General features: G+C 69.1%; 19 protein-coding genes and 2 pseudogenes. 11 read left to right on the forward strand and 10 right to left on the reverse strand.

Annotated features, from left to right (window positions below; translation table 11 throughout):
- Positions 1-119: 119 nt before the first annotated feature.
- The 3 genes from ADK60_RS07850 to ADK60_RS07860 form a co-directional block, all read right to left on the reverse strand.
- The gene (locus ADK60_RS07850) at positions 120-518 is read right to left on the reverse strand and encodes a hypothetical protein (RefSeq protein WP_159400343.1); all 399 of its coding nucleotides are present in this window, start codon (positions 516-518) and stop codon (positions 120-122) included.
- Between the two features lie 79 nt (positions 519-597).
- Complete coding sequence (locus ADK60_RS07855) at positions 598-915, reverse strand: hypothetical protein (RefSeq protein ID WP_159400344.1); 318 nt, start codon at positions 913-915, stop codon at positions 598-600.
- 301 nt (positions 916-1216) lie between these two features.
- Complete coding sequence (locus ADK60_RS07860; RefSeq protein ID WP_053644385.1) at positions 1217-1630, reverse strand: hypothetical protein; 414 nt, start codon at positions 1628-1630, stop codon at positions 1217-1219.
- A gap of 560 nt (positions 1631-2190) precedes the next feature.
- Here ADK60_RS07860 and ADK60_RS07865 point away from each other — a divergent pair.
- From ADK60_RS07865 to ADK60_RS07875, 3 genes are all read left to right on the forward strand, one after another.
- A complete protein-coding gene (locus tag ADK60_RS07865) occupies positions 2191-4158 on the forward strand; it encodes a DUF8189 domain-containing protein (RefSeq protein WP_159400345.1) in 1968 nt (655 codons plus the stop codon).
- Positions 4159-4808: 650 nt separating this feature from the next.
- A complete protein-coding gene (locus ADK60_RS07870) occupies positions 4809-5105 on the forward strand; it encodes a hypothetical protein (RefSeq protein WP_045942402.1) in 297 nt (98 codons plus the stop codon).
- Positions 5106-5171: 66 nt separating this feature from the next.
- The gene (locus ADK60_RS07875; RefSeq protein ID WP_079008150.1) at positions 5172-5396 is read left to right on the forward strand and encodes a response regulator; all 225 of its coding nucleotides are present in this window, start codon (positions 5172-5174) and stop codon (positions 5394-5396) included.
- An 864-nt stretch (positions 5397-6260) separates the two neighbouring features.
- On the opposite strand, the pseudogene ADK60_RS48020 reads toward ADK60_RS07875, so the two are convergent.
- From ADK60_RS48020 to ADK60_RS07895, 4 genes and pseudogenes are all read right to left on the reverse strand, one after another.
- A pseudogene (locus ADK60_RS48020) lies at positions 6261-6575 on the reverse strand (helix-turn-helix domain-containing protein); the annotation flags it as partial.
- A gap of 83 nt (positions 6576-6658) precedes the next feature.
- Entirely contained in the window at positions 6659-6955 is a 297-nt protein-coding gene (locus tag ADK60_RS07885; RefSeq protein WP_353612720.1) for an NfeD family protein, read from the reverse strand.
- 753 nt (positions 6956-7708) lie between these two features.
- Positions 7709-8188: pseudogene (locus ADK60_RS07890) on the reverse strand (transposase); the annotation flags it as partial.
- A 157-nt stretch (positions 8189-8345) separates the two neighbouring features.
- Positions 8346-9047, reverse strand: a complete 702-nt coding sequence (locus tag ADK60_RS07895) for a substrate-binding domain-containing protein (protein WP_052709762.1) — start codon at positions 9045-9047, stop codon at positions 8346-8348.
- 74 nt (positions 9048-9121) lie between these two features.
- Between ADK60_RS07895 and ADK60_RS07900 the strand changes: the two genes are divergently transcribed.
- The 7 genes from ADK60_RS07900 to ADK60_RS07930 all read left to right on the forward strand — a co-directional run bounded on the left by ADK60_RS07900 (position 9122) and on the right by ADK60_RS07930 (position 16192).
- Positions 9122-9889 carry an IclR family transcriptional regulator gene (locus ADK60_RS07900; protein WP_053644391.1) on the forward strand — a complete coding sequence of 256 codons (768 nt, stop codon included), beginning with the start codon at positions 9122-9124 and terminating at the stop codon, positions 9887-9889.
- A gap of 103 nt (positions 9890-9992) precedes the next feature.
- On the forward strand, positions 9993-11201 hold the full coding sequence (locus tag ADK60_RS07905) for a 4-hydroxybenzoate 3-monooxygenase (protein ID WP_053644392.1): 1209 nt from the start codon (positions 9993-9995) through the stop codon (positions 11199-11201).
- A gap of 25 nt (positions 11202-11226) precedes the next feature.
- Entirely contained in the window at positions 11227-12252 is a 1026-nt protein-coding gene (locus tag ADK60_RS07910; protein ID WP_053644394.1) for an amidohydrolase family protein, read from the forward strand.
- A gap of 18 nt (positions 12253-12270) precedes the next feature.
- On the forward strand, positions 12271-12960 hold the full coding sequence (gene ligK / locus ADK60_RS07915) for a 4-carboxy-4-hydroxy-2-oxoadipate aldolase/oxaloacetate decarboxylase (RefSeq protein ID WP_053644396.1): 690 nt from the start codon (positions 12271-12273) through the stop codon (positions 12958-12960).
- Between the two features lie 2 nt (positions 12961-12962).
- Complete coding sequence (locus tag ADK60_RS07920) at positions 12963-13883, forward strand: amidohydrolase family protein (RefSeq protein ID WP_053644398.1); 921 nt, start codon at positions 12963-12965, stop codon at positions 13881-13883.
- Positions 13884-13908: 25 nt separating this feature from the next.
- Positions 13909-15216, forward strand: a complete 1308-nt coding sequence (ligA, locus tag ADK60_RS07925; RefSeq protein WP_053644399.1) for a protocatechuate 4,5-dioxygenase subunit alpha — start codon at positions 13909-13911, stop codon at positions 15214-15216.
- Position 15217: 1 nt separating this feature from the next.
- Positions 15218-16192 (forward strand): Gfo/Idh/MocA family oxidoreductase, encoded by a 975-nt coding sequence (locus ADK60_RS07930; protein WP_053644401.1) that lies wholly within the window; start codon positions 15218-15220, stop codon positions 16190-16192.
- A gap of 1166 nt (positions 16193-17358) precedes the next feature.
- On the opposite strand, the gene ADK60_RS07935 is transcribed toward ADK60_RS07930, so the two are convergent.
- The 3 genes from ADK60_RS07935 to ADK60_RS07945 form a co-directional block, all read right to left on the reverse strand.
- Entirely contained in the window at positions 17359-19077 is a 1719-nt protein-coding gene (locus ADK60_RS07935; protein ID WP_053644403.1) for an NPCBM/NEW2 domain-containing protein, read from the reverse strand.
- A 101-nt stretch (positions 19078-19178) separates the two neighbouring features.
- Positions 19179-21617, reverse strand: coding sequence for a ricin-type beta-trefoil lectin domain protein (locus ADK60_RS07940; protein ID WP_053644405.1), 2439 nt, complete (start codon positions 21615-21617; stop codon positions 19179-19181).
- Positions 21618-21925: 308 nt separating this feature from the next.
- Positions 21926-24199 carry an RICIN domain-containing protein gene (locus ADK60_RS07945; protein ID WP_053644407.1) on the reverse strand — a complete coding sequence of 758 codons (2274 nt, stop codon included), beginning with the start codon at positions 24197-24199 and terminating at the stop codon, positions 21926-21928.
- A gap of 583 nt (positions 24200-24782) precedes the next feature.
- On the opposite strand from ADK60_RS07945, the gene ADK60_RS44600 reads away from it, so the two are divergent.
- Entirely contained in the window at positions 24783-24953 is a 171-nt protein-coding gene (locus tag ADK60_RS44600) for a hypothetical protein (protein WP_159400346.1), read from the forward strand.
- Positions 24954-25064: the final 111 nt, after the last annotated feature.

Here is a 25064-nt window from a genome sequence, read left to right on the forward strand (position 1 = left end):
TCCGATGGGACATACGCGACGACATCCATGAGGCATTCCTCAAGCTCGCCTGCTGCGTAATCACCTACCGGCGCGTCCGCGCTTTGTGTTAGCTCCTCTAAGTCCGCCGACGGTGGGGATCACCGTCGGCGGCTGGTGTTCGGCGAGGGCTGGACCCGGCGGTGGCCGACGACCTGGCTGTTCGACGGGAGCCAGGTCGTCTGGCCCGTCCGGGATCTGGGGTCGGTGCCGGTACTGGACTCGCAGCCGGTGCGGAAGTTCACCCGGCGGGCCAGGCAGCGGCAACGGCCGGGGCTGGAGTTCATGGTCTCCACCGGCCGGCAGCACGGCCAGGGCCGGTCCTCGTCGATCTTCCCGTCCGTACGGCGAAGACTCATGGAGACCTCGCCGACAACCCGCGACACGACCCACCCCCGACGTACAAGAAGGAGGAAGGTGCCCTCGGCCCTGATCAGCAGAGACATCTCCACGATCGCGCCGGAGAACACCACCGCGTAGATCAGAGCCGGGATCAGCACCACTGCGACTGAACGGTCAGACAGGGGTTCGTCCCATTGCCGTGTCCCAGCGGCTGGGCGCTACCGGCAACACTTCGGGCTACACCGGTCCGGGCGTGGACCTGGGCGCGTCCTCGTCCAGGAGGTAGTCCCGGTTCGCCTCGTGGTAGAACATCGCGTGGTTGAGGGTCTGATCCCAGTACAGGTAGCCCTTCGGTGAACGCGGATTCTCGGGGGACGGCACGGTCCATTCGATGGAGAGGCCGTCGGCCGTCTTGTGGTAGTACGAGCTGCCGTCGCCGAACGGGTCCTGGTAGATGCCGGGGCTCTGGGTGCGCAGCAGGGCCTCCCATCCGGACTTGCCCATTGCCTGGATCGCAGGGCGGTCGGCATAGGTGAGGATTGCCGGGATTGCCATGGTGGCCCCTTAGCTTCGCTTCGTCTGGTCTGGACATGCTCACTCTAGGGAGCTGGCGCGGCGACCGAGGGACAGTTGCCACGTTTCCGCCGCCAATGAGGTCATGAGCTGAGCATCATCCAGCTCGCAAGAGGCCGAGCAGGGATCCGCCAGCTCCGGTGCGGCAGGACATCAGCTCCGAGCGGAAGACACGAAGGCCGCTGCTGATCCTTTCGCCTGCGGCTTCGCGTCCGGCAGGAGAGTCACAGGATCAGCAGCCGGCTCGCCCGGGAACCGCGAGCAGCCCCCGGGCGGCGGTCGCCTACCTGGTCAGGGTGATCGGGGTGCAGCTGGGGCCGGCGCAGCCGACGATCTGGTTCTGGTCGATGGGCAGGAGGCGGCTGGTGCGGACCGCGGGGAACTGCTCGGTGGCGGGCCTGGCGGTGTACTCGGCGAGGACGGCCCCGGTGGCGTCCACGACGGTGATGACGGAGGGCACGACCGTTCCGCCGGTGACGACCAGCTGCGGGACGCGGCCGGTGTAGCGGAGACTGAACGTCCCCACGTCTTCCGCCCGGACCTCGGAGACAGGCACCTCCTGCAGGGTCTCGACGGGCGTGATGTCGGTGGCCCCGGATTCCCGCGCGGTGGCCGCGCCCGTGCGGGCTGCCTGGATGACGTCGTCGATCTTGTAGTCCGGGACCGTGATGTCGGGTTCGGCCTGGTCGGCACTCATGCGCTCACTCCTCACACATCAGCGGCACGGTTGCCACTCTCCGCGATCTTTCCATGACGCACCGCTGGCACGGGGGTGATTCCCGTGAACCCGTGCCGCCCGGAACCGGGTCGGTATCCCGGGGCGCCGGCTGGTGGGCCGAGTACGCTGGCCGGTACCGAGGGTTCACCGGCGGGGACGGGGGCGGGGGCAGGGGCGGTGGTCGAACCGAGCCAGGTCCCGAAACCTGGTGGCGTCCGCATGGCCGCCGGAGGTGGCAGGCCGTGCGCGGCGGATGCGGCCGGGGCTCGTTGTGGTCCCGGATTTGCTCGCGGCCCAGCCCCCAGAGGGGAGGCCGGTCCGCCTTGTGCGAGGGCGGGTTCCGCGAGGGCGGCGCATGGCGCTGCCCGGGATTTCCCGTCCACTGGCCGCCGCTATCGGGGGCGCCGCAGGGTCGGCCACACATCTGCGATAACTGTCCGTAAACAATCTATCGCTCACGGTTGCATTGCCGGGATGATCGCTGTGCGCGGCCGGCTGCTGTGCCTGGCCGTGATCGTCGAGCCCTTTGGGGGTTGTTCGTGCAGTCGGTGGAGTTCGGGACGACACAGGCGGAACGGCTGGAGCGGCTGCGGGGCCAGTTGCGGGGCGAGCCGCTGGGGGCGCGGGCCGCGCAGCGCACGCCCGCGTCGCGGGGATCGGGCCTGCTGTTCGGGGTGATGCTGCACGCCGCGTCGCGCCTGGAGGCGGGCCTGGAGCTGACGGATGTGGAGGAGACCCTGGTACGGCCGTTGCGGCTGCTGCTGGACGAGGAGGAGGTCCACGCGTTCGGGCGCCTGTTCCGCCAGGAGAACGCGGCCGGCGTCACGGCCTCGGTCCTGCCTGGCACACTCACCGGCCGCACTGTCGCCGAGGGATACACGAGCGCCGATCTCCTCAAGGACCTGCCCGCGCTGCGGGAGGAGGTCCTCGCGCAGCCGAATGTGAGCACAGTGGACCTGAGCAGTCCCCTTCCGGGGGAGGGGGGCACGTTCGACAGTGAGGAGTTCAACGCCGGTCAGGCCGCCTACGGGTACGGGGCCACGGTGGTGACGTCCTCCGCGCCGCCGCCGGCGGACCCGGGCACGCTGGCCTCGATCTTCGCGCGGGTGGACCTGTTCGCCTTCCTGTGCGAGAAGGAGTCCAACGACGGCGGCTTCTCCGACGAGATCTACTGGGGCCTGTCCTCCGTCGGCGCCTTCGGCAACCGGCAGGAGTTCCTGTCCCCGGTGACCACCAACGTCGACAAGAACGAATGGCACGGCTTCAATATGTCGGTCCCGCTGTACAGCGGCCGTGTCGACACCTCCCTGGTGTGCAACATCTCCTGCTGGGAGCAGGACGACGGCGGCGCGGCATGGATGGACCAACTGCGGGAGAAGCTGGTCGTCATCAGTCAGGAGTTGATGGCCTTCGTCGACCTCATGACCAACATCGGCATCGTGATCCCCGAGTACGGCGACATGCTGGACTACATGACGCTGGTGGCGGGGATCGCGTATCTGATCGCCAAGTTCATCGAGTGGTTCAAGAACCCCGACGACCTGGTGCAGGAACGGACCCTGGTCTTCGACCAGGCCGCGCTGCGGCACCTGGTGACCGACGGTGGATACGATTCGATCGGCTGGGTGTTCGACGGCGGGGTCGAGGGCCGCTACCGTCTCCAGCTCCACTGGGCCGGCAACCCGCCGCCTGGCGACGCGCCCGGCGACATCAAGGTCCTCTCGCCCGCTGGGACGACCCGCCTCCCCGGTGCGACCGACTCCGAGCCCGCTCTCGCGGTCGCCGGCGGCACGCTCTACGTCGCGCAGCGCGGCATGGAGGACTACACCTACATCGGCAAGTTCACCGGGACCACCTGGAGCGGCTACACCCAGGTCCCCAACCACATCTCCCTCACCAGCCCGGCCCTCGTCGAGCACCAGGGCAAGCTCCACATCGCCACCTCCGGCTTCGAGGGCTGTGTGTGGGTCGCTCCGTTGAACGGCAGCTCCTGGGGAAGCGTCTGGGTCCTGCCTGGTACCACCTCGGCCGCCCCCGCCCTTGCCGTACGCGGCGGGGTCCTTCACTGTGCGATCCGCGGCCGCCACGAGGACGCCCAGGTCTACGTGGCCAGGCTGTCCGACGGCACCAACTGGTCCGCTTTCGCTCCCGTCCCCGGCTTCAAGACCGCCAAGGCCCCGGCCCTCGCCGAGCACCAGGGCAAGCTCTACCTCGCCGCGGCTGGCCTGGACGGCAAGATCTACGTCACCGTCCACGACGGCACCACCTGGGCCGCGTCGCCCATGAAGCTAGACGGTGTCAGCGACAGCGCCCCGGCCCTGACCGTCCGAAACGGGGTCCTGTACTGCGCGATCCGCGGACTCAACTCGTTGATCCAACTCAGCTCCTTCAACGGGACCGCCTGGTCCGGCTTCACCCACAGCATCGCGAACACCACGACCATGTCCGGCCCCGCACTGGCTGGAGGCAGTGGCGACACCCTCCACATCGCCTACCGCACCACCTGACCACCACACCACCACCCGGCGCAGCCTGCCGTGCCCTGGTCCCCGGTCACCCCCAAGGTGTTCCGGGGCCCAGCACAGCGGGCCGCTGGACGGCCGTCGTGTACGCCGGTCGCCCCGCTGCAGATCCATCTGGCTTCGGTGGCGACGAAAGTCGATGGGAGCGGTATCACGGGCGAGATAGCCATTCGGGTTGGGCGGTTCACGAGGACGGTTACTCGCCGACCTGTTGGGCAGGACTGGTGCCTCAAGGGCTATCGCTGGAGGCCACTTTGTGAACATTGAGGACAAAAGACAGGAATGCCGAACCGTCTGCCAAGGCTATCCCAGGGCGACTGGAGATACTCCGTGCGGGTGACAGGTGACGAACTTCTGAAGCTGCGCAACCGTTCGAGGCTACCTTTGTGCCAACTTCCGCCCCCGCGCGCTGCACCGCGGCTCACGTCTTTGGGAATACTATGAAAAGCCCACTTTCGCGCCTTTTGTCTCTAGCGTCTGTCACGACTGCCCTGGCTCTGGCCGGCGCCATCGCGCCGCCATTCGCATCCGCCGCCGAGCCGCCCAGCAGCTGCTCCGCGAGGGACCGATACAACGCCACGAAGAATGCATGGGCACACTTCGAGCCCTGCCTGACCGTCAGGGACGGCCATCCCGTGGTGCTGGTGGAGCTCCGCTGCTCGGCGAAGGTTCTCTTCTATTGGAAGAATCGGGCCTGTGCGAGTATTTCGGGCGAATACACGCTAAGCAAAGACGGCAAGGTCATCCAGCAGACGGACCGCTTCGCCGTCGCATATGACCCGGATTCCGGGAAGGATGAACGCTGGGAAGCATACCAGTGCCAGGGGGGCGGCACTTATACCCTGAAATTCACGGATGCTGCAATCAGGGTCGACCATGAGGATGGGCTTGTCTATCCCTCCGATATCACGCTCACTGCCGAAGGGTGCTGACCCGTTGTCGCTCGCAATCTCCGAGGCCAACGTCCACGACAACCAGGCCCTGACAGCTACGACGCCGTGGAGCCTGAGGACGGCGTGGACGGCATCAGGAAAGTGCAGGAGACCGGGCCGATCAGCCTGATCGTCTCCGACATCAACATGCCGAACAAGGAGGACGGCCTGGCGATGGTGGAGGAGATCCGCACGATGGCGGCCTACAGGTTCGTGCCGGTCGTCATGCTGACCGTGGAGAGCGGCAGCGCGAAGGTCGAGCGCGGCAAGAAGGCCGGCGTGGCCGACTGAGCCGTCAAGCCCCACGACCCCGCGAAGCTTGTCAGGACCGTCAGTCGGCTGGCCGGCAGGCCAGCCGGCACGGTCGGTAAGATCTGGCCGGCCGTGCCAGTGCGCTTGATCAAGGCGGCTATCCACAACAAGGCGACGGAGCCCAGCGCGTAGAGCGAAGTCTGATGATGACGGCTGCGCTCGTGCTCGGGGAGGACTGGCCCAAACAAACTGGCCACCTGCCCCTGGAAGCCGGCTCCCGGCCTCTGGCGATACGTTCACCTTGGCCAACTACCAGTGCAGGTGACAGCGCTGGGAATCGATGGCTTTGGCGAGTCGGTCGGCATGATCGTCGAGTAGCACCTTCAGCTCGCGGTAGTGCGGGTGGTCGTCCGCTTGCCTGAGCCAGGTGCAGGTGAATCTGCGGTGGTACTTCCAGAGATCGCTGGCGGCCGGGTCGGCTGCGATGTGGGAGGGACAGGGGGAGAAGAAGTACTCGCCCTGGGTGACGCGGGCCCAGATGTAGGCGGAGACGGCGAGCCGTTTCCGGTCGTCGGTGATGAGCCGATTGCCGGGCCATCGCCGCAGCTGGGCGAGCGTGCGGTCCCAGGTTGCGGGCGGCAGTGTCCAGTTCGTGAGGCTTCGGCGACGGTGCTGGTAGTCGGTGCGGGGCGAGGCTTCGAGGTCGGCGGCGATGGCGTCCAGGGCGGTGCCGAAGGCGTGGAGGTTGTCCTGGGCGCGGGCCCACTTGCCGAGCTTGGTGCCGAAGCCGACGCCGTGCTCGCCGACTTTGATGCCGAGGAACTGGGCTGCTTCGTGCAGGCTTCCGCCGCGGGCGCGTTGGACGAGGTGGGTGGCCGCGTTACGACGCAGGATGAGGCCGCTGGTCGGCTTGGACTTGGCGATCTTCTTCATCTCGCGACGTTCGGGCAGCGCGAAGGTCCTCGGCCGGCCGCCCCGGTACTTCGGGTAGAGCGAGTCGAAGCCGTCCGTGTTGAAGTTGTGGATCACGTCCCGGACGCGGTCCACGCTGGTGAACGTCACCTCGGCGATCTTCGCCACGTTCATGCGCTGGGCGGAGAGCAACACCATCTGGGCCCGCCGCCAGGTCACCACCGAACCGGTGCCCCGGCGGACAATCCGCAGTAGCCGTCGCCCCTCGTCCTCATCGATTTCCCGGACCTGCACACGTTCAGCCACGTGATCATTCTGACCGCTTGAAGCGGCCCGGCGCAGTAGCCGGACGACATGTCACACCGAGGCGAAGGTTGCCTGATGCGGCACTAGATGACCAGGGCGGTGGCGCCCTGGATCGCTACTACGTCGACCTGCTGTCCCGGCTCGTACGCGCTGCTGGGGTGAAATGCCCGGGCCGACCAGATTTCACCGTTGATCTTGATCCGGCCACCCTCCTGGTCGACCCGTTCCTGTACCACTGCGCTGACACCCGTGAGCGCCTCGATGCCCATCTTGATCTGCGGACCGTTCGTGAGCTGATGGTAGGCAATCGAGCAGACCACCACTAGGGTGGCCGAGCCCGCTGCGAATGTGGTGAGTAACCACCAGCTCCAACTGTCCACGGTCACTCCTCGTAGATGGTAGTGAGGTTGCCATCGGTGGTCGTCGGGTCTGAGGTGCCGTTGCTCACCTTCAACTGGGTGTTGATGTCAAGTGGCGGGTCTCCATGCATAGTGCCCAGACCCATGACGCGACGACGTTGGCGAGTGTCGGTCTTCTGCCAATCGTCGTCGATTGATCCGGCAAACTGGTGAGTGACGCTGTCACTCTGCTGTTCTACCTGGAAATGGCAGTTTGCCTACTCTTGGGCGGTCGTGCCACTCGCCAGGTACTACAGCGGCGCTTCGACTGGACGCGAGCCGCTGAGCTGCAGATTTCTGTAAAACTCCGCTGTAGTACGGCGGACTTGCGCACCTTTAATGCTCACAGGGGCGTTGTCGACGTTTCTGAATTCGGCGCTGTGCTCAGGCCGTGGTCGCCATCTGGCTGAACGCCTCCAAGGGAACCGCGATACACACAGCCGCTCAAGAGCTTGTGACGTACGTTTGGCGTATCCCGGCTGCTTATGGTCATCCTTGTCCCGAGATGCCTTGGATTCCCGTGCGGCGCAAAGAAGCGCATCGGAGCGGCAGTATGAATATGCCGGGCATGTAGGACATTGTCGCAGTGGCAACAAGACCAAAGCGCCGCCCGGCCCTGTCGGACCAATATCCGGTGGCTGGCTAGATCGGCTGATAATAATCGAACTTATTTTCCCTTCCAGTAGCCGTGGCTTTTCCAGGTGCGGACCCAGGGCGGCGTCGTTCAGGCAATCTGGAGGCGGCCGGGACTACGACACCGATGATCAGCCCCATGACGTCGACGGCCAGTCCCCGCTTATGGCCCGACACCTTCTTGTTCGCGTCCAGTCCCGTCGTGGTCTTCGGAACACCGGCGGCCGCACGGACGGACTGGGTGTCGATGATCACGAGGGACGGGTCCTCCAATCGGCGGACCCTCTCCCGTACTTGGCAGCGCAGGAGTTCCTGGACCCGCTGGTCGAGCCCGTACTGGCGCCACAGGCCGAAGTAGTAGAACACCGCCGACCAGGACGGCAGGTCATGGGGCAGGTAGCGCCAATGACAGCCCGTCCGGTTCTGGCAGAAGACCGCGTTCACTATCTCCCGCAGATCACAGGACCCTGGATCCCTGGTTGCCGATCGCGCCACCCGGTCCTGCTTCCAGGCTGTGATCATCGGCTCGATCAACGCCCGCTGCTCGTCCGACAAGTCGCTCGGACAGGCCCGCCTGTCCATGTGCCGCAGAACGTCACCCGAACCACGACTGGCACGCCAGTACGGCTAACGTTCACACACACGAGCGATCACAAGCCGAGAAAAGGGACTTAACGTCCACTCAAGACGGCCGGACAACCGTCCGCTGGGCCCGGGACGCTGCTTGCGGGGCGTCGTGTCAGCCTTGGTACCCGACCGCCCGCATGCCCCTGGCACGCGCGATCTCCGACGCCGTGTCGGACCCGAGGAGGTCGAGGACCTCGCGGGCACGGCCCGCGTGGACGGACGAAGCCAGGACACCCCCGCTGAAGACCGAGTTGATCCCGGTGTCGCCCGGCAGCGGACCGACGACGACGACGCCCGGCAGGTCCGTCAGCTCGCTGCGCTGCTGGAAGGCCAGGTCGGCCCGGCCGGACGAGAGCAGGCTGCCGGCAGGCACCCCCGCCGGTGCCTGGACGAGTCGGTCCGAGAGCGTGTCGGCAAGCCCCAGCCGGGTGATCAGTTCGATGAGAGCCGCCCCGCTGGGGCCGGTGGAGTACGCGACCCTCGTCGCGGAAAGGAGAGCGGCTCGCAGGTCGGATTCCGAGTCGAGCGCCGCAACCGGCGTTCCGTCCGGCACGGCCGCGACGACCTGGGAGATCCACAGCGGTCGCGCCGTGCCCCTCAAGAGGTGCCCTGCCTCCTCCAGCTCGGCCAGCGCTCCTTCGGCGAGGACGAGCAGGTCGGCCTCGGCACCCTCGCGCACCCGCCGTGCGACCTCGACCCCGCCGGCGGATTCGAAGCGCACCGGGATGCCGTGGGCCTGCCGGACGTGTTCGGAAAGGTCCGCCAGGACGGGCCGTGTCGCCATCGAGGACAGCCCGGAGATCTCTCGGTCCACATCGCCTCCTTGGGTCCGGCAGACGGTACGGCGCGCGCCACGGCGGCTCGACGCCGGTCTGCGAGACTGGCCGGATGAGCACACCCCGGAGCACGGCGGCCGGAAAGGTCCTTGAGGTCCTCTCGGCCTTCGACCGTGAGCACCCGTCGCAGACACTGTCGGAGATCGCTCAGCGTACGGGCTTGGCCTTGAGCACCGCGCACCGAGTGGTCACGGAGCTGGCGGGATGGGGAGCGCTCGAGCGCGCGGAGGACGGGTCGTGGCACATCGGGCTGCGCCTGTGGGAGATCGCCTCGGGGTGTCCCCGGACCCAGATCCTGCGCGATGCGGCGCTGCCGTTCATGCAGGACCTCTACGAGGCGACCCATGAGAACGTCCAGCTCGCGGTGCGCGAGGGCACGGAGCTGGTCTTCGTCGAACGGATCGCGGGGCATCGGTCGGTGGAGGTGGTCACGATGGTCGGGTCCCGGTTCCCCATCGGCTCCACCGGGATGGGGCGGGTGCTGCTGGCGCACGCGCCCCGGGAGATACAGGAGGAGGTCCTCGAATCTCCGCTCCGGGCCTGGACCCCGCACACCGTCACCGACCCGAAGGCGTTGCGGACGCAGTTGGACCGGATCCGCCGCGAGCAGCTCTTTGTCAGCGACCGGCAGCTCTCGGAACGCTCGGCCGCGGTGGCCGCGCCGGTGCGGATCGGCCGGGCCGGCCCGGTGAGCGCGGCCTTGGGGATCGTCATCGCGGCGCGCGGCGCGAGCCGTGCGCGGGGACTGCGTGAGCCGCTGCTGAGGGCTGTGCAGGGGATCTCCGACGAGCTCGGCAGGCGGGCCCGGACGGCGGCCTGACATTCGGGGAGGCTTCCGCCTGGCGGAAAGGAGGGCGACGGGGCGAGGGCGCGGATGCCAGCGTTCGGGGTGTTCGAAACCCCGCCCCCGCTCAGGAGATGCCATGGCCGACGCCATCGTCGACACCGTTGCCTCGGCCCCAGTCGCTGTCGTCGGTGCCGGCCCAGCCGGCCTGATGCTGGCGCATCTGCTCGGGCGCGCCGGGGTCGAGACGATCGTGATCGACACCCGAACCCGGCACGAGATCGAGGCGACGCACCGGGCCGGCATCCTCGAAGCCGACGCGGCCCGGGACCTGGTCGAGACCGTCTCCGAGCGGATCCTGCTCGACGGTCACGAGCACGACGGCGTCGAGCTCCGGTTCGGCGGGCGGCCGTACCGCGTCGACTTCAAGAAGCTGGTCGGCGCGTCGGTGTGGCTCTACCCGCAGACCGACGTGTTCATCGACCTTGCCGACGCCCGGGAGCGCGACGGCGGCACGGTCCACTTCGGTGTCAGGGACACCGAGGTCCTCGACATCGCGACCGACGCTCCCCGGGTCCGCTGGACGGCGCCCGACGGGACGCGCCACGAAGTCCGAGCGCGGTACGTGGTCGGTGCGGACGGGTCGCGCAGCATGTGCCGCGACCTGGTGCCCGAGGACCGGCGGGTGCGCTACGGCAAGGAGTACCCCTTCGCGTGGTTCGGCATCATGGCCGAGGCGCCGATGAGCGCGCCCGAGCTGGTCTACGCCCACTCCGAGCACGGGTTCGCGCTGATCAGCCAGCGCACCACGACCGTGCAGCGGATGTACTTCCAGTGCGCCCCCGACGAGTCCGCGGACGCCTGGCCGGACGACCGCGTCTGGGAGACGCTCCAGGCCCGGGTGGCCGGCGAGGACGGCTTCCGGCTCAAGGAGGGGCCGATCATCGAGAAGACGGTGCTGCGGTTCCGCTCGTTCGTTCAGGAGCCGATGCGCTGGGGCTCGATGGCGCTGGCGGGCGACGCCGCGCACACCGTGCCGCCGACCGGCGCCCGCGGGCTGAACCTGGCGCTGCACGACGTGAAGGTACTCGCCGGCGTGCTGCTGCGTGCGCTCGGCGGCGAGGGCTCGGCCGCGCTGGACGACTACCAGCCGCGTGCCCTCCAACGAGTCTGGCGGGCACAGAACTTCTCGTACTGGATGACCCGGCTGCTGCACACCGCGCCCGGAGACACGCCGTTCGACCTGCGGCGCCGGCTCGGCGAGCTCGACAACGCGGTGGGCACCCGGGCCGGCCGCACCTTCCTCGCCGAGCAGTACACCGGCTGGCCCGCCGCCGTCCAGGACTGACCCGGACCCCACCAGGAGAGCACGCATGATCATCGACTGTCACGGCCACTTCACCACCGCACCGCCGCAGTTGGCGCAGTGGCGGGACCGGCAGGTGGCGGCGGCCGGCTCCGCCGGCGACGCACCCGATCCCGACGCCCTGGCCATCACCGACGACGACCTGCGCCAGGCGATCGAGGGCAACCAACTGCGGCTCATGGACGAGCGCGGCAGCGACCTGACCATCTTCTCCCCGCGGGCCAGCTTCATGGCCCATCACCTCGGCGACTTCGAGGTCTCCTCGGTGTGGGCGCGAATCTGCAACGACCTGGTCCACCGCGTCAGCACGCTCTACCCCGACCGGTTCGCGATGGGCGCGATGCTCCCGCAGTCGCCCGGAGTCGACCCCGCCTCCTGTCTGCCCGAGCTGCGCCGCGCGGTCGAGGAGCTCGGTGCGGTGACGATCAACCTCAACCTCGACCCGTCGGGCGGCAGGTGGACCGCTCCGCCGCTGACCGACCGCAGCTGGTACCCGGTCTACGAGGCGATGGCCGAGTACGACATCCCGGCCATGATCCACGTCAGCACCTCGTGCAACCCGGCCTTCCACACCACCGGGGCCCACTACCTCAACGCCGACACCACGGCGTTCATGCAACTGCTCCAGGGCGACCTGTTCGCCGACTTCCCGATGCTGCGGTTCGTGATCCCGCACGGCGGCGGCGCGGTGCCCTATCACTGGGGGCGGTTCCGCGGCCTGGCGATGGCGCTCGGCAAGCCGGACCCCGAGACGCTGCTGGACAACGTCTTCTTCGACACCTGCGTCTACCACCAGCCCGGCGTCGACCTGCTGACCCGGGTCGTCCCCAGCCGGTCGGTCCTCTTCGCCAGCGAGATGATCGGCGCGGTCCGCGACATCGACCCGCTCACCGGCCACCACTTCGACGACACGAAGCGGTACGTCGACGCCACGCCGAACCTCTCCGACGAGGAGCGGGCCGCCGTCTACTCGGGCAACGCCCTGCGCGTCCACCCCCGCCTCGCCGCCCGGCTCGCCGCAGCCGGCCGCTGAACCCAGGAGAACCACCGCATGGAACACACCGAAATCGGCGTCGTCCACACGTCGATCACCCGCGCCGCCCCCGAGGCGGTCGCCGCGCTGTCGACGTTCGGCGTGGCGACGATCCACGAGGCCATGGGCCGGGTCGGACTGATGCGCCCCTACCTGCGCCCGGCCTACCCGAAGGCCAGGCTGTGCGGCACGGCGGTGACCGTCCTGCTGCAACCCGGCGACAACTGGATGCTGCACGTCGCCGCCGAGCAGGTCCGGGAGGGCGACGTCGTGGTCGCCGCCTGCACGACCGAGAGCGAGGACGGATTCTTCGGCGAACTGCTCGCCACCTCCTTCCGCGCCCGGGGATGCCGGGGCCTGGTCATCGACGGCGGCGTGCGTGACGTGGCCGAACTCGAGGAGATGGACTTCCCGGTGTTCGCACGGGCGGTCCACGCCAAGGGCACGGTCAAGGCCACCCTCGGCTCGGTCAACGTGCCGGTAGTCTGCGCCAACTCCCTGGTCCGGCCCGGCGATGTCGTCGTCGCGGACGGCGACGGCGTCGTCGTCGTGCCGCGCGAGCGGGCCGCCGAGGTCGCCGCGGCCTCGGCCGGGCGCGAGGCGGCCGAGGCGGGCAAGCGCGCGAGGTTCCGCGCGGGCGAACTCGGCCTGGACATCTACGGCATGCGCGGCCCGCTGGGCGCGCTCGGACTGCGGTACGAGGACTGAGCATGGCGACGACCTTCGAGAAGACCCCCGGCTGGCTGGACTGGTACGCCGGTCCGAGCCGCCCGACGTTCCGGCTGCCCGAGGGCGCCGTCGACGCCCACTGCCACGTCTTCGGACCGGGCGCGGAGTTCCCGTTCGCCCCCGAGCGCAAGTACACCCCGTGCGAGGCGTCCAAGGACCAGCTCTTCGAACTGCGAGACCACCTGGGCTTCGCCCGCAACATCGTGGTCCAGGCGACCTGCCACGGCGCCGACAACAGCGCCATGGTTGACGCCCTGCGAGCGTCGGGGGGCCTGGCCCGCGGTGTCGCGACGGTACGTCCCGGGATCGAGGACACACAGGTGCGGGAACTGCACGAGGCCGGCGTGCGCGGCGTGCGGTTCAACTTCGTCAAGCGGCTCGTCGACGCGGCGCCGCAGCAGGACCTGTGGGACGTCGTCGAACGGATCGGACCGTACGGCTGGCACGTCGTCGTCTACTTCGAGGCGGCCGACCTCGCCGACCTGCGCGAGTTCCTCCTCTCGATCCCGGTGCCGCTGGTCGTCGACCACATGGGCCGGCCCGATGTCGCCAAGGACCCGCACGGCCCGGAGTTCGTGGCGTTCCTGGACTTCATGCGCGCCCGGCCCGACATCTGGTGCAAGGTCACCTGCCCGGAGCGGCTGTCGGTGAGCGGCCCGCCGGCCCTCGACGGGGAACGGACGGCCTACCGCGACGTCGTCCCGTTCGCCCGGCGCGTGGTCGAGGAGTTCCCCGACCGGGTGCTGTGGGGCACCGACTGGCCGCACCCGAACCTCACCGGCCACATGCCCGACGACGGCCTGCTCGTCGACTTCGTCCCGCACATCGCGCCGACGCCGGAGCTGCGCCACAAACTCCTCGTCGACAACCCGATGCGCCTGTACTGGCCCGACGCCGACTGACCCATCACCCGATCGGAGCCCCACCATGTCGCTGGACAAGACCTACCAACTGGTCCCGGGCACGACCGTCTTCGACGCCGAACAGTCCGCCAGGGGCTACCACCTCAACCAGTTCTGCATGTCGCTGATGACGGCGGAGAACCGCGAGCACTACCTCGCCGACGAGCGCGGCTACCTCGACGCATGGCCGCTGCGGGAGGAGCAGAAGCAGGCGCTGCTCGACCGCGACCTCAACGCCGCGATGCGCGAGGGCGGCAACATCTACTTCCTCGCCAAGTGGGGCGCCACGCTGGGACTTTCCTTCCAGCAGATGGCCGGCTCGATGACCGGCATGACCGAGCAGGAGTACCGCGACATGATGCTCCGCGGCGGCCGCTCCGTCGAGGGGAACCGGATCGACCACGCCGTCCTCGAAGCGGCGCACGCCGACCGCACGCCGCCGGCCGAGCACGCCACGATCACCGGCGCCGTCTTCACCTCGCACGTACCGGCGATCGGCGCGGCGATGGACCACCACAAGACCGACGAGCCCTACTGGCAGCCCGTCTTCGGCGGCTACGAGTACTCCAAGCGGTGGGTGGAGGAGAACCTCCCCGACGTGGTGGTCCTGGTCTACAACGACCACGCCACCACGTTCGACCTGTCGGTGATCCCGACCTTCGCGCTCGGCACCGGCGCGGTCTACCCCACCGCCGACGAGGGCTACGGGCCCCGGCCCGTCCCGGGCATCGAAGGCCACCCCGACCTGGCCGCGCACATCGCGCACTCGCTCATCAGGGACGACTTCGACCTCACCCTCGTCAACGAGATGAGCGTCGACCACGGCCTGACCGTCCCGCTGTCACTGATGTTCGGGGACGTCGAGACGTGGCCGTGCAAGGTGATCCCGTTCCACGTCAACGTGGTGCAGTACCCCGTGCCCTCGGGCGCCAGGTGCTTCCGGCTCGGCCAGGCGCTGCGCAGGGCCATAGAGTCCTACGACAGGCCGCTGAAGGTCCAGGTGTGGGGCACCGGCGGCATGAGCCACCAGTTGCAGGGCCCCCGGGCCGGCCTCATCAATCGCGCGTGGGACAACGCCTTCCTGGACCGACTGGTCGAGGACCCGGCCGGCCTGGCGCGGGTACCGCACCTGGAGTACGTCGAGGAGGCGGGCTCGGAGGGCATCGAGCTGGTCATGTGGCTGATCGCCCGCGGCGCGATGAGCGACAACGACGGAAGTGGTGAGATCGAGGTCAAGCACCGCTTCTACCACGTGCCGGCGTCCAACACCGCCGTCGGACACCTGATCCTGGAGAACCACCCGCGGGCGGAAGCGCCCACCGTGAAGGAGTGACATGACCGACGACCGGACCGTCCGGATCGCCCTCGCCGGAGGCGGCGCCTTCGGAGCCAAGCACGCGGCCGCGCTCAGGCGGATCAAGGGCGTCGAGGTGACCGCTGTCGTGAGCAGTTCCCTCGAAAGCGCCTGGAAGTTCGCCGAGGAGCAGGGCGTGGGCCGAGGCGTCGCGACGCTGGAGGAGGTGCTGGCGATGGACGACGTCGACGCCGTCATCCTCGCCACGCCCACGCCGATGCACGCCGCGCAGACGCTGGCCTGCCTTGAGGCGGGCAAGCACGTCCAGGTCGAGATCCCGCTGGCCGCCTCGCTCGCCGACGCCGAGGCGTGCCTGGCCGCGCAGCGGCGCACCGGGCTCGTCGCGATGGTGGGGCACACCCGGCGCTTCAACCCCAGCCACCAGTGGGTCAACCAGCGGATCCGGGCCGGGCGGTTCCGGATCCAGCAGATGGACGTGCAGACCTACTTCTTCCGCCGCACCAACCTCAACGCCCTCGGGCAGCAGCGCTCCTGGACCGACCACCTGCTGTGGCACCACGCCGCGCACACCGTCGACCTGTTCGCCTACCAGGCCGGATCGCCGATCGTGCAGGCCAACGCGATCCAGGGGCCGATCCACCCCGAACTCGGCATCGCGATGGACATGTCGATCCAGCTGCGCGCGCAGAACGGGGCCATCTGCACCCTGTCGCTCTCGTTCAACAACGACGGGCCGCTCGGCACGTTCTTCCGCTACATCGGCGACGACGGCACCTACCTGGCGCGCTACGACGACCTGGTCACCGGCAAGGACGAGCCGATCGACGTGAGCGGGGTCGACGTCTCGATGGACGGCATCGAACTGCAGGACCGCGAGTTCGTCGCCGCCATCCGCGAGGGCCGGGAGCCGAACTCCTCCATCGCCCAGGTGATGTCCTGCTACCGGACGCTGGCGGCCCTCGAGGAGCAGCTCAACGCCGCCCCGGCCTCGTGACGCGGCGCCGAAGGCGGGGCCGGGCCGTACCCGGCGTCGGATCGGGCCGTCCGAGGTTCCGGTGGGCGGCCTGCGCTGCGTGAACCTCAGCTATGCCCAGGTGTTCACCGGTACTGCATCTAGGCATCTTCAACGGTGGTCCACGGCGAGAGCCCGATCGCCGCGCCGCGTGGGCCCGGGCTGCCACCCGGGCCAACCGCTCCACCGACGGCGGCTACACCTGGCAGGGCTGGAACCACAGCACCGGCGGCCCCTCGCCCTCCGACGCCGCCCCGTCGATCGAAGGCGCGCCCGGGGGAGAGGTCTTCGCCAGTATCTCGTGGGGGAACGACACCGCTCCCTTCTCACGGCACATGGTCGTCAACAAGCGCGTCCTGTGACCATCCTCCGCTGCGCGATGGTGCCGTTTGGCGGGGCGCCAGGTGATCGAGGGGCAAGAGGCTGTGGACGCGGTCGAAAAGGTCAGCACGGGCTCCGTGGCTGAGTTCAAGCACGTCCCGAAGGACGACGTCGTCATCGAGCGCGCTGTGCTCATCGACTAACCATTCAGCGTGTGACCGCAGGCGCCACGGCGCCGGCACAACACCGCACCAGGACCGCCCGGGGCTGCCACCCCGGGCGGTCCTGCGTTGAGGACCGGCAGCCGAGAAGCGTCACGGACACCTACGCGACGCATAGCGCCAGGTCAGCCACGGATCCGCGACTTCGACCAGATGGTTCCCGGCGAGTCCCTTCAGTCCCTGACCAGCGAGAACACCACCCTCAAACAGCGCGTCCAGGAGCTCACCCGCGAGCATCGCACCCTGCAGGAACGCCTCGAAGGCGCCCGCTCCAATCTCCGCTTCGCCGAAAAGCGCATCGCCGCGCTCGAAGCCGAACCCCTTGAACAGGCAGCTGTCCGTTTCGGACCATCGGCGCTCATCAGGTGTGGTCCCAAAGTGGCCCCCAGGCCGAGCGCCCCGCCACAGCTACTGCCCGTGATCGAGACCTGTCGGCCCTTCAGTAAGCAGCGTCGCGCCTGCCCGACCACCCCTGCGTCGATGCCGTCAGCCGGCTCACCGGGCTGGTGCCTGCGGGCGGATCACGGTCGGCTGGCCTCGATGCGCTGCGGTCCGTCGTCGGCCGCCGAACGGGCGGCCGACGACGGGTTGTCAGGGGGCCGTCGCTCAGCAGGTGAGCTGGGCGTTCGCCCAGTCGGCGTGGTCGTAGGCGTTGCCGTCGCGGTCGTCGGTGACCCGAAGTTCGAGTGTCAGGGCACCGCCGGTGGCGACCGTCAGGCGGGTCGCGGGGCCATAGGTCTTGAGTGCGCTGTAGCCGAGCAGCCGCCCGTCGCCGTACACGGCGAACCGCACGCTGCCGTGGTTGGCGTGCACCTCGGAGTCGATGCCGACATCGGCCGAGAACTGGCTGCAGGTGCCGCCGAGCCACAGGTGGACGGCGGAGTCGGCGTGGGTGCCGAGGCCCTTGGCGTACGTGGTGGAGCCGATCTTCAGGGTGCGCCCGTCCCCGGCGGCCTGTTCTCCGTTGGAGCGGTCGCGCTCGACCGGGCCCCAGCCGTTGCCGGACGCGAGCCAGGTGAGGTCGCTCACCTGGTAGGTGCCGGCCGGGCGGGCGGCGGCGGTCGTGCCGGCCCGGTGGATCCGGTACATCACCACGCCGTGGCTGGGGACGCTCGCCGAGACGGCGCCGGTGCTGGTCGAGTCGGTGCCGGCCCACAGGTCGCGCAGGGTGTACGTGTCGGAGCCGCCGAGGCCGAGCTCGGCGGCGCTGGTGGTGATGGTCGCGGTGGCGGCGGAGCGGTTGAACAGGACGGCCGTCACCGACCCGTCGGACATCGGCTTCGCCCACACCTGGAGGCCGCCGCCGAGGTCGCGTATCCGGCGGCCCTGGGAGCCGCCCCAGTCCTGGTCGACCGCGAGGACCTCGGGGTTGGTGAGGATCGCCTTGGTGGCGGGGTCGAGGGTGCGCAGGTCGTTGCCGAGGACCAGCGGGCTGTTCAGCAGTGACCAGAGGCTGAAGTGGGCGCGGGACTCGGTGTCGGTCAGACCGCCGTTGCCGACTTCCAGCATGTCCATGTCGTTCCAGGCGTTCGGCCCGGAGTACGGCTCCAGCCCTGCCTGGGCGTCCAGGATGTCGACGACGCCCATCGGCGTGGACTGCGAGCCGTTGGACCAGAAGTTGCCGATGTCCTCGGTGGTGCGCCAGGACGTCCCGCCGGAAGCCGGGCCGTACGTCGACCACGGGGCGTCCTTGCCCCAGCTGCACAGCATGTAGACGATCGGTCGGCCGGTCGCCTTCAGCGCGTCGCCCATCGCTTTGAAGCGGTCCAGGTAGGGCCGGTTGCCGCTGTTGCAGTTGTCGTACTTCAGCAGGTCGATGCCCCAGCCGGCGAACTGCCGCGCGTCGGCCGCCTCGTGGTCGAGGCTGCCCGGGTAGGCGCCCATGCAGGTGGCGGTGCCGGCCGACTCGTAGATGCCGATCTTCAGGCCCTTGGCGTGGACGTAGTCGGCGAGCGCCTTGATCCCGGACGGGAAGCGCACCGGGTCGCCCTGGAGGTCTCCGTTGGTGTCCCGGGTGGTGGCGAGCCAGCAGTCGTCGAGGTTGACGTACTGGTAGCCGGCCCGGTCCAGCCCGTTGGCGACCAATGCGTCGGCGGTCTCCCGGATCAGGGCCTCGTTGATGTTGCAGCCGAACTTGTTCCAGCTGTTCCAACCCATCGGCGGGGTCAGCACCGGAGTGACCGGAACCGCCGCCGCGGTCGCGGGCGGGGACGCGGCCACGGCCGGGGTCGCCGCGGTGACCGCGGCGAGCAGCAGGGGAAGGGCCGCCAGCGCGCGGGTCAGGGGCCGTCGGCGGCGGGCCGGGACGGTTCGTGTCGTCGTCACCGCAGGTTCTCGCTTTCTCTTGCTCGGAGGTGGTGAGGAGCAGGACCGGCCCCGGCCGACCGCGCGGAGGTGCGGTCGGCCGGGGCCGGCGGAGGGGCGCGTCAGGCGGGCAGGTTCCACTTCTGGTTGGGGCCGCCGTCGCAGTCCCAGATATCGAGCCGGGTGCCGTTGGCGGTGTCGAAGGCGGGGTCGTCCAGGCAGCGTCCGGACTGGAGACCCTTCAGGGTGCCGTCCGGCTGGGGCGACCACTGCTGGTTGGCGCCGCCGTTGCAGTCCCAGAGCTCGACGGGTGAGCCGTTGGCCGTGGCCTGGCCGGTGACGTCCAGGCACTTGCCGTTGTGCGTGAGGTTGCCGCCGTCGAGGGTCCAGACCTGGGAGGAGCCGCCGGTGCAGTCCCACAGCTGGACCCGGGCGCCGTTCAGGCTGGAGTCCTGGTCGACGTCCACGCACTTGCCGGCGGCAGCCCCCGAGGTGATGGGGCCGGTGGGCAGCGGGGTCGCTGTGCCCGGGGTGAGGGCGAAGTTGTCGAACTGCTGGGTCCGGTAGCCTCCGCTGCCCAGGCCGAGGCCCGCCAGGCCGGTGGAGAACGAGGCGTCGGTGGCCCGGCCGACCTCCTGACCGCCGACGCTCGCGATCAGGGTCGAGCCCTGCAGGGTGAACGCGAGGCCGGTCCAGCTGTTCAGGCCGGGGGCCGTGGTGGTCCCGGTGGCGAGGGTGGTGAAGTTCCAGCTGGTGTCGCTCTTGAGGATCGACCACGTGCCGGTGTCGGAGAGCCGCAGGTGGTAGGCGTTGAGGCCGTTGTTGTTGTGGCCCTGCTGGCCGATCCGGCCGAGCAGTTCGACCGTCCCGGGCTGCTCGAACATGACGTCCGAGGCCACGGTGTAGTTCTGCCAGCCGCGCTCACCCATGATCGTGTACGGGGAGTTGAACGGCTCGTCGGTCCAGCGCATCGGCACGGTGGGCGCCATCTGCCGCAGGCAGGTCCCGGTCCGGCCGCCGCCACAGGCCACCGCCTTGAAGGCGCCGTTCATGTCGGCGAAGTACTTCGGCGAGGTGGTCGCTGCGGGCGTCTCGAAGGTGTCCGCGTACGGGAGCGACAGCGAGCCGGCCGGCGGGGAGACCGCGGTGCCCTTGCCCTGGCCGGTGGTGGTGGTCACGGTGTAGACGTAACCGGGCTGCAGCGTCAGGGAGTAGCGGCCGCCGGTGACGGCCGGGTCCGCCTGCTGGACGAACCAGTCGCTGCTGCTGTTGGAGCGCACGTTGGTCGCCCATACGTGGACCCGGCCGGTGGGCAGGCCGCCGGTGACGCTGAAGTTCACGGTCTGCGCCGCGGTGGCGTCCATGGTCTCGATGACGGTGGAGTACGCCTTGTTGTCGGCCGACTTCAGGGTCGCGTAGCTGCCGTTGGTGCGATTGTTGCCGAGGTAGTTGCTGGCGGTGTCGATGTAGTGCCAGCCGGGCTTGGTGAACTGGGTGGTCTGTGCGGTGACCCAGGCGGTCTTGCCGACGGTGTAGTTGCCGGACCACGGCTGGTTGGCGAGCGCCATGCCGTCGGTGGAGAACTCGAGGTTGCCGTAGAGCGCGGCGACGACCGGCCAGTTGACGAAGGCGGTGAACCGGGAGTCGATGTATCCGCGATTGACGCCGCGGGCCACCGAGCTCGCACCGGTCTGGTAGTCCTCGGAGCCGTTCTCGCTCGCCCAGATCGGCTTGCCGAGGGTCTGGGCCTTGTCGATCGAGGCGGAGTCCGCGGCGGGCTTGCAGTTGCTGAAGTCGCTGTTGTAGCCGCAGGGGTAGTGCACCCCGACGACGTCGACGGCGTTGCGGAAGGCGGCGTCGTTGGTCATCTGGTCGACGACCCGGTAGCCGAACTGGTCGGGCGCGACGACCTTCACCGAGCCGTAGCCGCCGGCGACGAGCCTGTTCTTCAGGCCCACGTACCACTGGGGGTCGGCGTCGTGCTCGTTCCAGCCGCCGAGGTAGTCGATGGTGAGGTGGTGCTGCCGGGCGCAGCCGAGCCACGAGAGCAGGTAGTCGTGCATCTTCGGGGTGTAGACGGTGTTGCTGGTGGTGCTGTTGTCGTTGACCCAGCCGGGTGCGCCCCAGGACAGCGCGGCCAGCTTGATGTCGGGATTGCGGGCCTTGGCCTGCTCCATCATGGTCCACTCGTAGCCCTGGTTGCAGTCCACGGTGTCGGCGGTGTGCATGTGGCTGGCCTCGGCGCCGTCGGTGGAGTTGGTGTCCCCGCCGATCTCCACCTTGAGGATCTGGAGCGAGGCGCCGTAGCCGGGCTTGAACAGGTAGTCCAGCACCTGGCTGCGCTGCGGTTCGGGGTAGTCCGCCAGCAGTCGGGAGTTGCCGCCGCCGCCGGAGATCGCTCCGATGCCGTCGAAGACCCGCCCCGGCTTGGTGCCGTCGATGGTGATCGTCGTCGAGGCGGCGGCCTGCGCGGGGGTGGTCGCGGCCGCGCCGGTGAGTGTGGCGAGCGTCAGGGTGAGGGCGGCGAGCAGGGTGGTGGGTGGGCGTGATCGCCAGGTCATTCCAGCTCCTCGTGGGGTGGTGGGGGATCCGTGCGGCTCGGACGGACCGTCCGAGGGTCGTGGGTGTGTGCGGTCGCGGCAGCGCGCGCTTTCGTACGGCGCGGTTCGGGCTCTCGGGGGCGGCGCGGCTCGGGGCCCGAGGGCGGCGGGTCAGGCGGAGAGGCCGACGGCGCGTTCGCCCTGGACGTTCTCGTCGTTGCAGCCCCAGACCACCCATTGCTTCACGCCCGGGTTGGCGGTGACGGTCGCGGCATCTTGTCCTGGGCGTCTACGCGAGACCGGTCGGCATCAGGACGGCGGGTGCCGTACTACGGGGTCGTGGTCCACTGCTGGCTGGTCCGGCCTGTGGTGCAGGTCCACTGGACGGCGAGGGCCCCGTCGGCGGTCGAACTGCCGCTGACGTCGAGGCACTTGCCGCTGTTGGCGGACACCAGCTGCATCGTTGCGCCGCCGGCCGGCGGGACGAGCGTCCACTCCTGGTTGGCCTTGCCGCTGCCGCAGGTCCACTGCAGGACCTGCGCGCCGTCGGCGGTCGAGCTGCCGCTGACGTCGAGGCACTTGCCGCTGCTGGTGTTGGTGAGGGGCGTGGTGGCGGGTCCGGCGAGCGGGGTCACGCCGAAGTGGGTGAAGTCGGCGTGCTGGAAGCCGCCGACGGCCAGTCCGCTCTGGCCGATCGCATGGCCGGCGTGGGTGAGCGAGGCGACCTGGACGTGGTCGACGAAGGCGGTGATCGACTGGCCCTGCATCGCCAGCGAGACGTTGTGCCAGGTCCCGGCGCCCGCGGCGGGGTAGCTGCCGGCGGCCAGGACGGTGTCGGTCCCCGAGCGGTCCTCGCTGGACAGTCGCCAGGAACCGCCGTCGTCGATCCTCAGGTGGTAGGCGGAACGGTCGTGGTCGACGTGGTCGATCCGGCCCAGCAGCTCGGCGGAGCTGCCCGCCTCCTCCAACAGCACGTCGGTGGAGACCTGGTAGTTGCTCCACGACGGGTCGCCCAGCAGGGTGGCGGGGGTGTAGTTCATGTCGGTGTGCCAGGGGTGGGCGGGCGCCGTGATCACCTGGCGCAGGCACATCGGGGTGTCGGTGGCCGCCGGGCAGGGCGCGGTCTCGAAGGCCCCGGCCCAGTCGTGGAAGTACCGGGCGGCGGCCCGGGCCGGGTATCCGATCAGGTCGGCCTGGTACGGCAGCGGGAAGCTCTTCGCGGGCGGCGCGACAGCAGTGCCCTTGCCCTGACCGGTGGTGGTGGTCACGGTGTAGAGGTGGCCGGGCTGCACGGTCAGCGAGTAGCCGCCGTTTCGCGGCACGATGTCCTGGGTGTGGACGAACCACCGAGCGGGGTCGGTGGCGTTCATGTCGGTGTCCCACACGTGCACCGGCCCGGTGGACAGCCCGCCGGCGACGCTGAGCGCGATCGTCTTCGCGGCCGAGGCGTCGGTGGTCCCGATGACCGTGCTGTAGTCCTGGCCGGACCTCAGGGTGACGTAACTCCCGCTGTGCCGGTCGCCGTTGGTCCCGGTGCCGGACAGGTAGCCGCTGGCCGTGTCCAGGTAGCGCCAGCCAGGCTTGGCGAACTGTGCGGTGTGTGCCATCACCCAGATGTCGCGGCCCACGGTGTAGTTGCCCGACCAGGGCTGGTCAGCGGCCATCAGGCCGGCCCCGGCGAACGGAAGGTTCGAGGGCCAGGAGCCGACCAGCGCCCACTTGATGTCCGACGTGATTCTGGCGTCGATGTACTGGCGGTTGAGGTTGCGGGCCAGCGCCGGCGGGTTGGCGCCGTCGCTGTCGTTGTCGTCCTCGGCCACCCACAGCGGCTTGCCCAACGCGGTCGCGGTGCTGCTGCCCGGGCAGGCGGTGTACACCGGGGTCGAGTTCCAACACACGCCGTGCAGGCCCACGACCGCGACCGCCCGGTTGAAGGCGCTGCCCGTGGCCAGGCCCGAGGCGATCGTCCAGTTCGGGTCGTTGCTGTCGGAGGCCACCAACAGGGTGTCGGCGTGGCCGCTGGTGTCCAGGGCGGTGCGCAGGTTCTCGAACCAGGCCTTGTCGTAGCCGTTCTCGTTCCAGCCGCCCAGGTAGCCGACGTTCAGTCCGTGGCTCTGTGCGCAGCCCAGCCAGGACTTGAGGTAGGTGATGTTGTCCTGGGACCAGCTGCCGCCGTTCAGCCAGCCCGGCGCTGCCCACTCCAGGCCGTAGAACGCGATGTCGGGGTTGCGTGCCTTGGCCTGCTCCATCAGCCACCACTCGTAGCCGCGGTTGCAGTCGACCTCGGTGGGGGTGCGCATGTGGCTCGGTTCGGGTCCGTCGGAGGAGTTCGCGTCGCCGCCGATCTCCACCTTCAGCATCTGCAGCGAAGCTCCGTAGCCGGGCTTGAACAGGTAGTCCAGCACCTGAGTGCGCTGCGGCTCGGGGTAGTCGACCAGGAGCCGGGAGGTGGCCCCGCCGCCACTGATTGCGCCAACTCCGTCGAAGACACGCCCGTTTGACGCGCCGTCGATGGTGATCCGTTGCGTTGGAGCGGTGACCGCGGGCGAACTCGGGATCGCGGTGAAGGTGGCGGCGAGAGCGACCGCCGGGGTTGCGAGCATGGTTAACACGCTGCGGAAATTGATAGGAGGCCTGCGCACGTAACGCTCCAAGGGCGCGACTGGAGGACCCGGCGGCCCATCTGGCGCCGGGGGGTGCGAAGTTCAATGATGCTCAATATGGAACGCTTTCGCGCACAAGTCAACAATTATCGACAGCATCAGCTGCTCGAATTGTCGAGCTGCGGACTCGCGATACCCCTCTTGGACAGTGCTTATGACGCTGCGTCAGACTGCCAGAGGTCGGATGTTTATAAGTGCGCGGACATGAGGCCGGTTCGGCTGGTGATCGACGACGGGGCTCGAATGCCGCGCTCACGTCGAGGAGGCAGCGCGTTCTCCTGGGGCCCGCACGGCGGCGGCGAGGTCGGGGAGGCCGCAGGAGGGCCGCTCCTGCAGTGATCTGCGTCGGGGCCGTCTCAACGCCCGCCGACCGAATGCTCACCGCGGCAACATGGCCGCCGCGCCTCGTTCGCCGAATGCTGCGACGAGGAGCGAGCGGAACGCGAACGCAGCCACCGCCCGGACATGTCGGTCCTCAGCCAGGACGAGCTGGGGTGCTCGGAACAGGACCGGGCTCGGCCCTGTGGTCAAGGCCGCCGGCGATGCCACCGTGCTGATCGACTTCACCCGCATCGACGTGGAGGGCGGCGGCGTGATCAGCCTTGCCGACGGTCACCTGGGTCGCTCCGGATCCCTGGTCGAGGGCTACGGGTGCCGAATCTCCGGGACCCCTCTGCGCCCCTCGACGACCTGAAGCCCCTTCAGGCCGCGTTTGAGATCTGCGGTGCCCAGTGGCTCAGGTGATCGTTGAGTCTCGTGTGAGTAGTAGTGGGGGCGGGTACCCGTCTGACCTGACGGATGAACA

The sequence above is a fragment of the Streptomyces sp. XY431 genome (genome assembly GCF_001279805.1).
Classification (GTDB): domain Bacteria; phylum Actinomycetota; class Actinomycetes; order Streptomycetales; family Streptomycetaceae; genus Kitasatospora; species Kitasatospora purpeofusca.

Bases quoted from the DNA above. Each gene is read 5' to 3' on its own strand.
- ADK60_RS07900 (WP_053644391.1), top strand. From the start codon at position 9,122: ATGAGCACACCCCGGAGCACGGCGGCCGGAAAGGTCCTTGAGGTCCTC.
- ligA (WP_053644399.1), top strand. From the start codon at position 13,909: ATGTCGCTGGACAAGACCTACCAACTGGTCCCGGGCACGACCGTCTTC.
- ADK60_RS07920 (WP_053644398.1), top strand. From the start codon at position 12,963: ATGGCGACGACCTTCGAGAAGACCCCCGGCTGGCTGGACTGGTACGCC.
- ADK60_RS07855 (WP_159400344.1), bottom strand. From the start codon at position 915: ATGGCAATCCCGGCAATCCTCACCTATGCCGACCGCCCTGCGATCCAG.
- ADK60_RS07940 (WP_053644405.1), bottom strand. From the start codon at position 21,617: ATGACCTGGCGATCACGCCCACCCACCACCCTGCTCGCCGCCCTCACC.
- ADK60_RS07860 (WP_053644385.1), bottom strand. From the start codon at position 1,630: ATGAGTGCCGACCAGGCCGAACCCGACATCACGGTCCCGGACTACAAG.
- ADK60_RS07910 (WP_053644394.1), top strand. From the start codon at position 11,227: ATGATCATCGACTGTCACGGCCACTTCACCACCGCACCGCCGCAGTTG.
- ADK60_RS07945 (WP_053644407.1), bottom strand. From the start codon at position 24,199: ATGCTCGCAACCCCGGCGGTCGCTCTCGCCGCCACCTTCACCGCGATC.
- ADK60_RS07905 (WP_053644392.1), top strand. From the start codon at position 9,993: ATGGCCGACGCCATCGTCGACACCGTTGCCTCGGCCCCAGTCGCTGTC.
- ligK (WP_053644396.1), top strand. From the start codon at position 12,271: ATGGAACACACCGAAATCGGCGTCGTCCACACGTCGATCACCCGCGCC.
- ADK60_RS07930 (WP_053644401.1), top strand. From the start codon at position 15,218: ATGACCGACGACCGGACCGTCCGGATCGCCCTCGCCGGAGGCGGCGCC.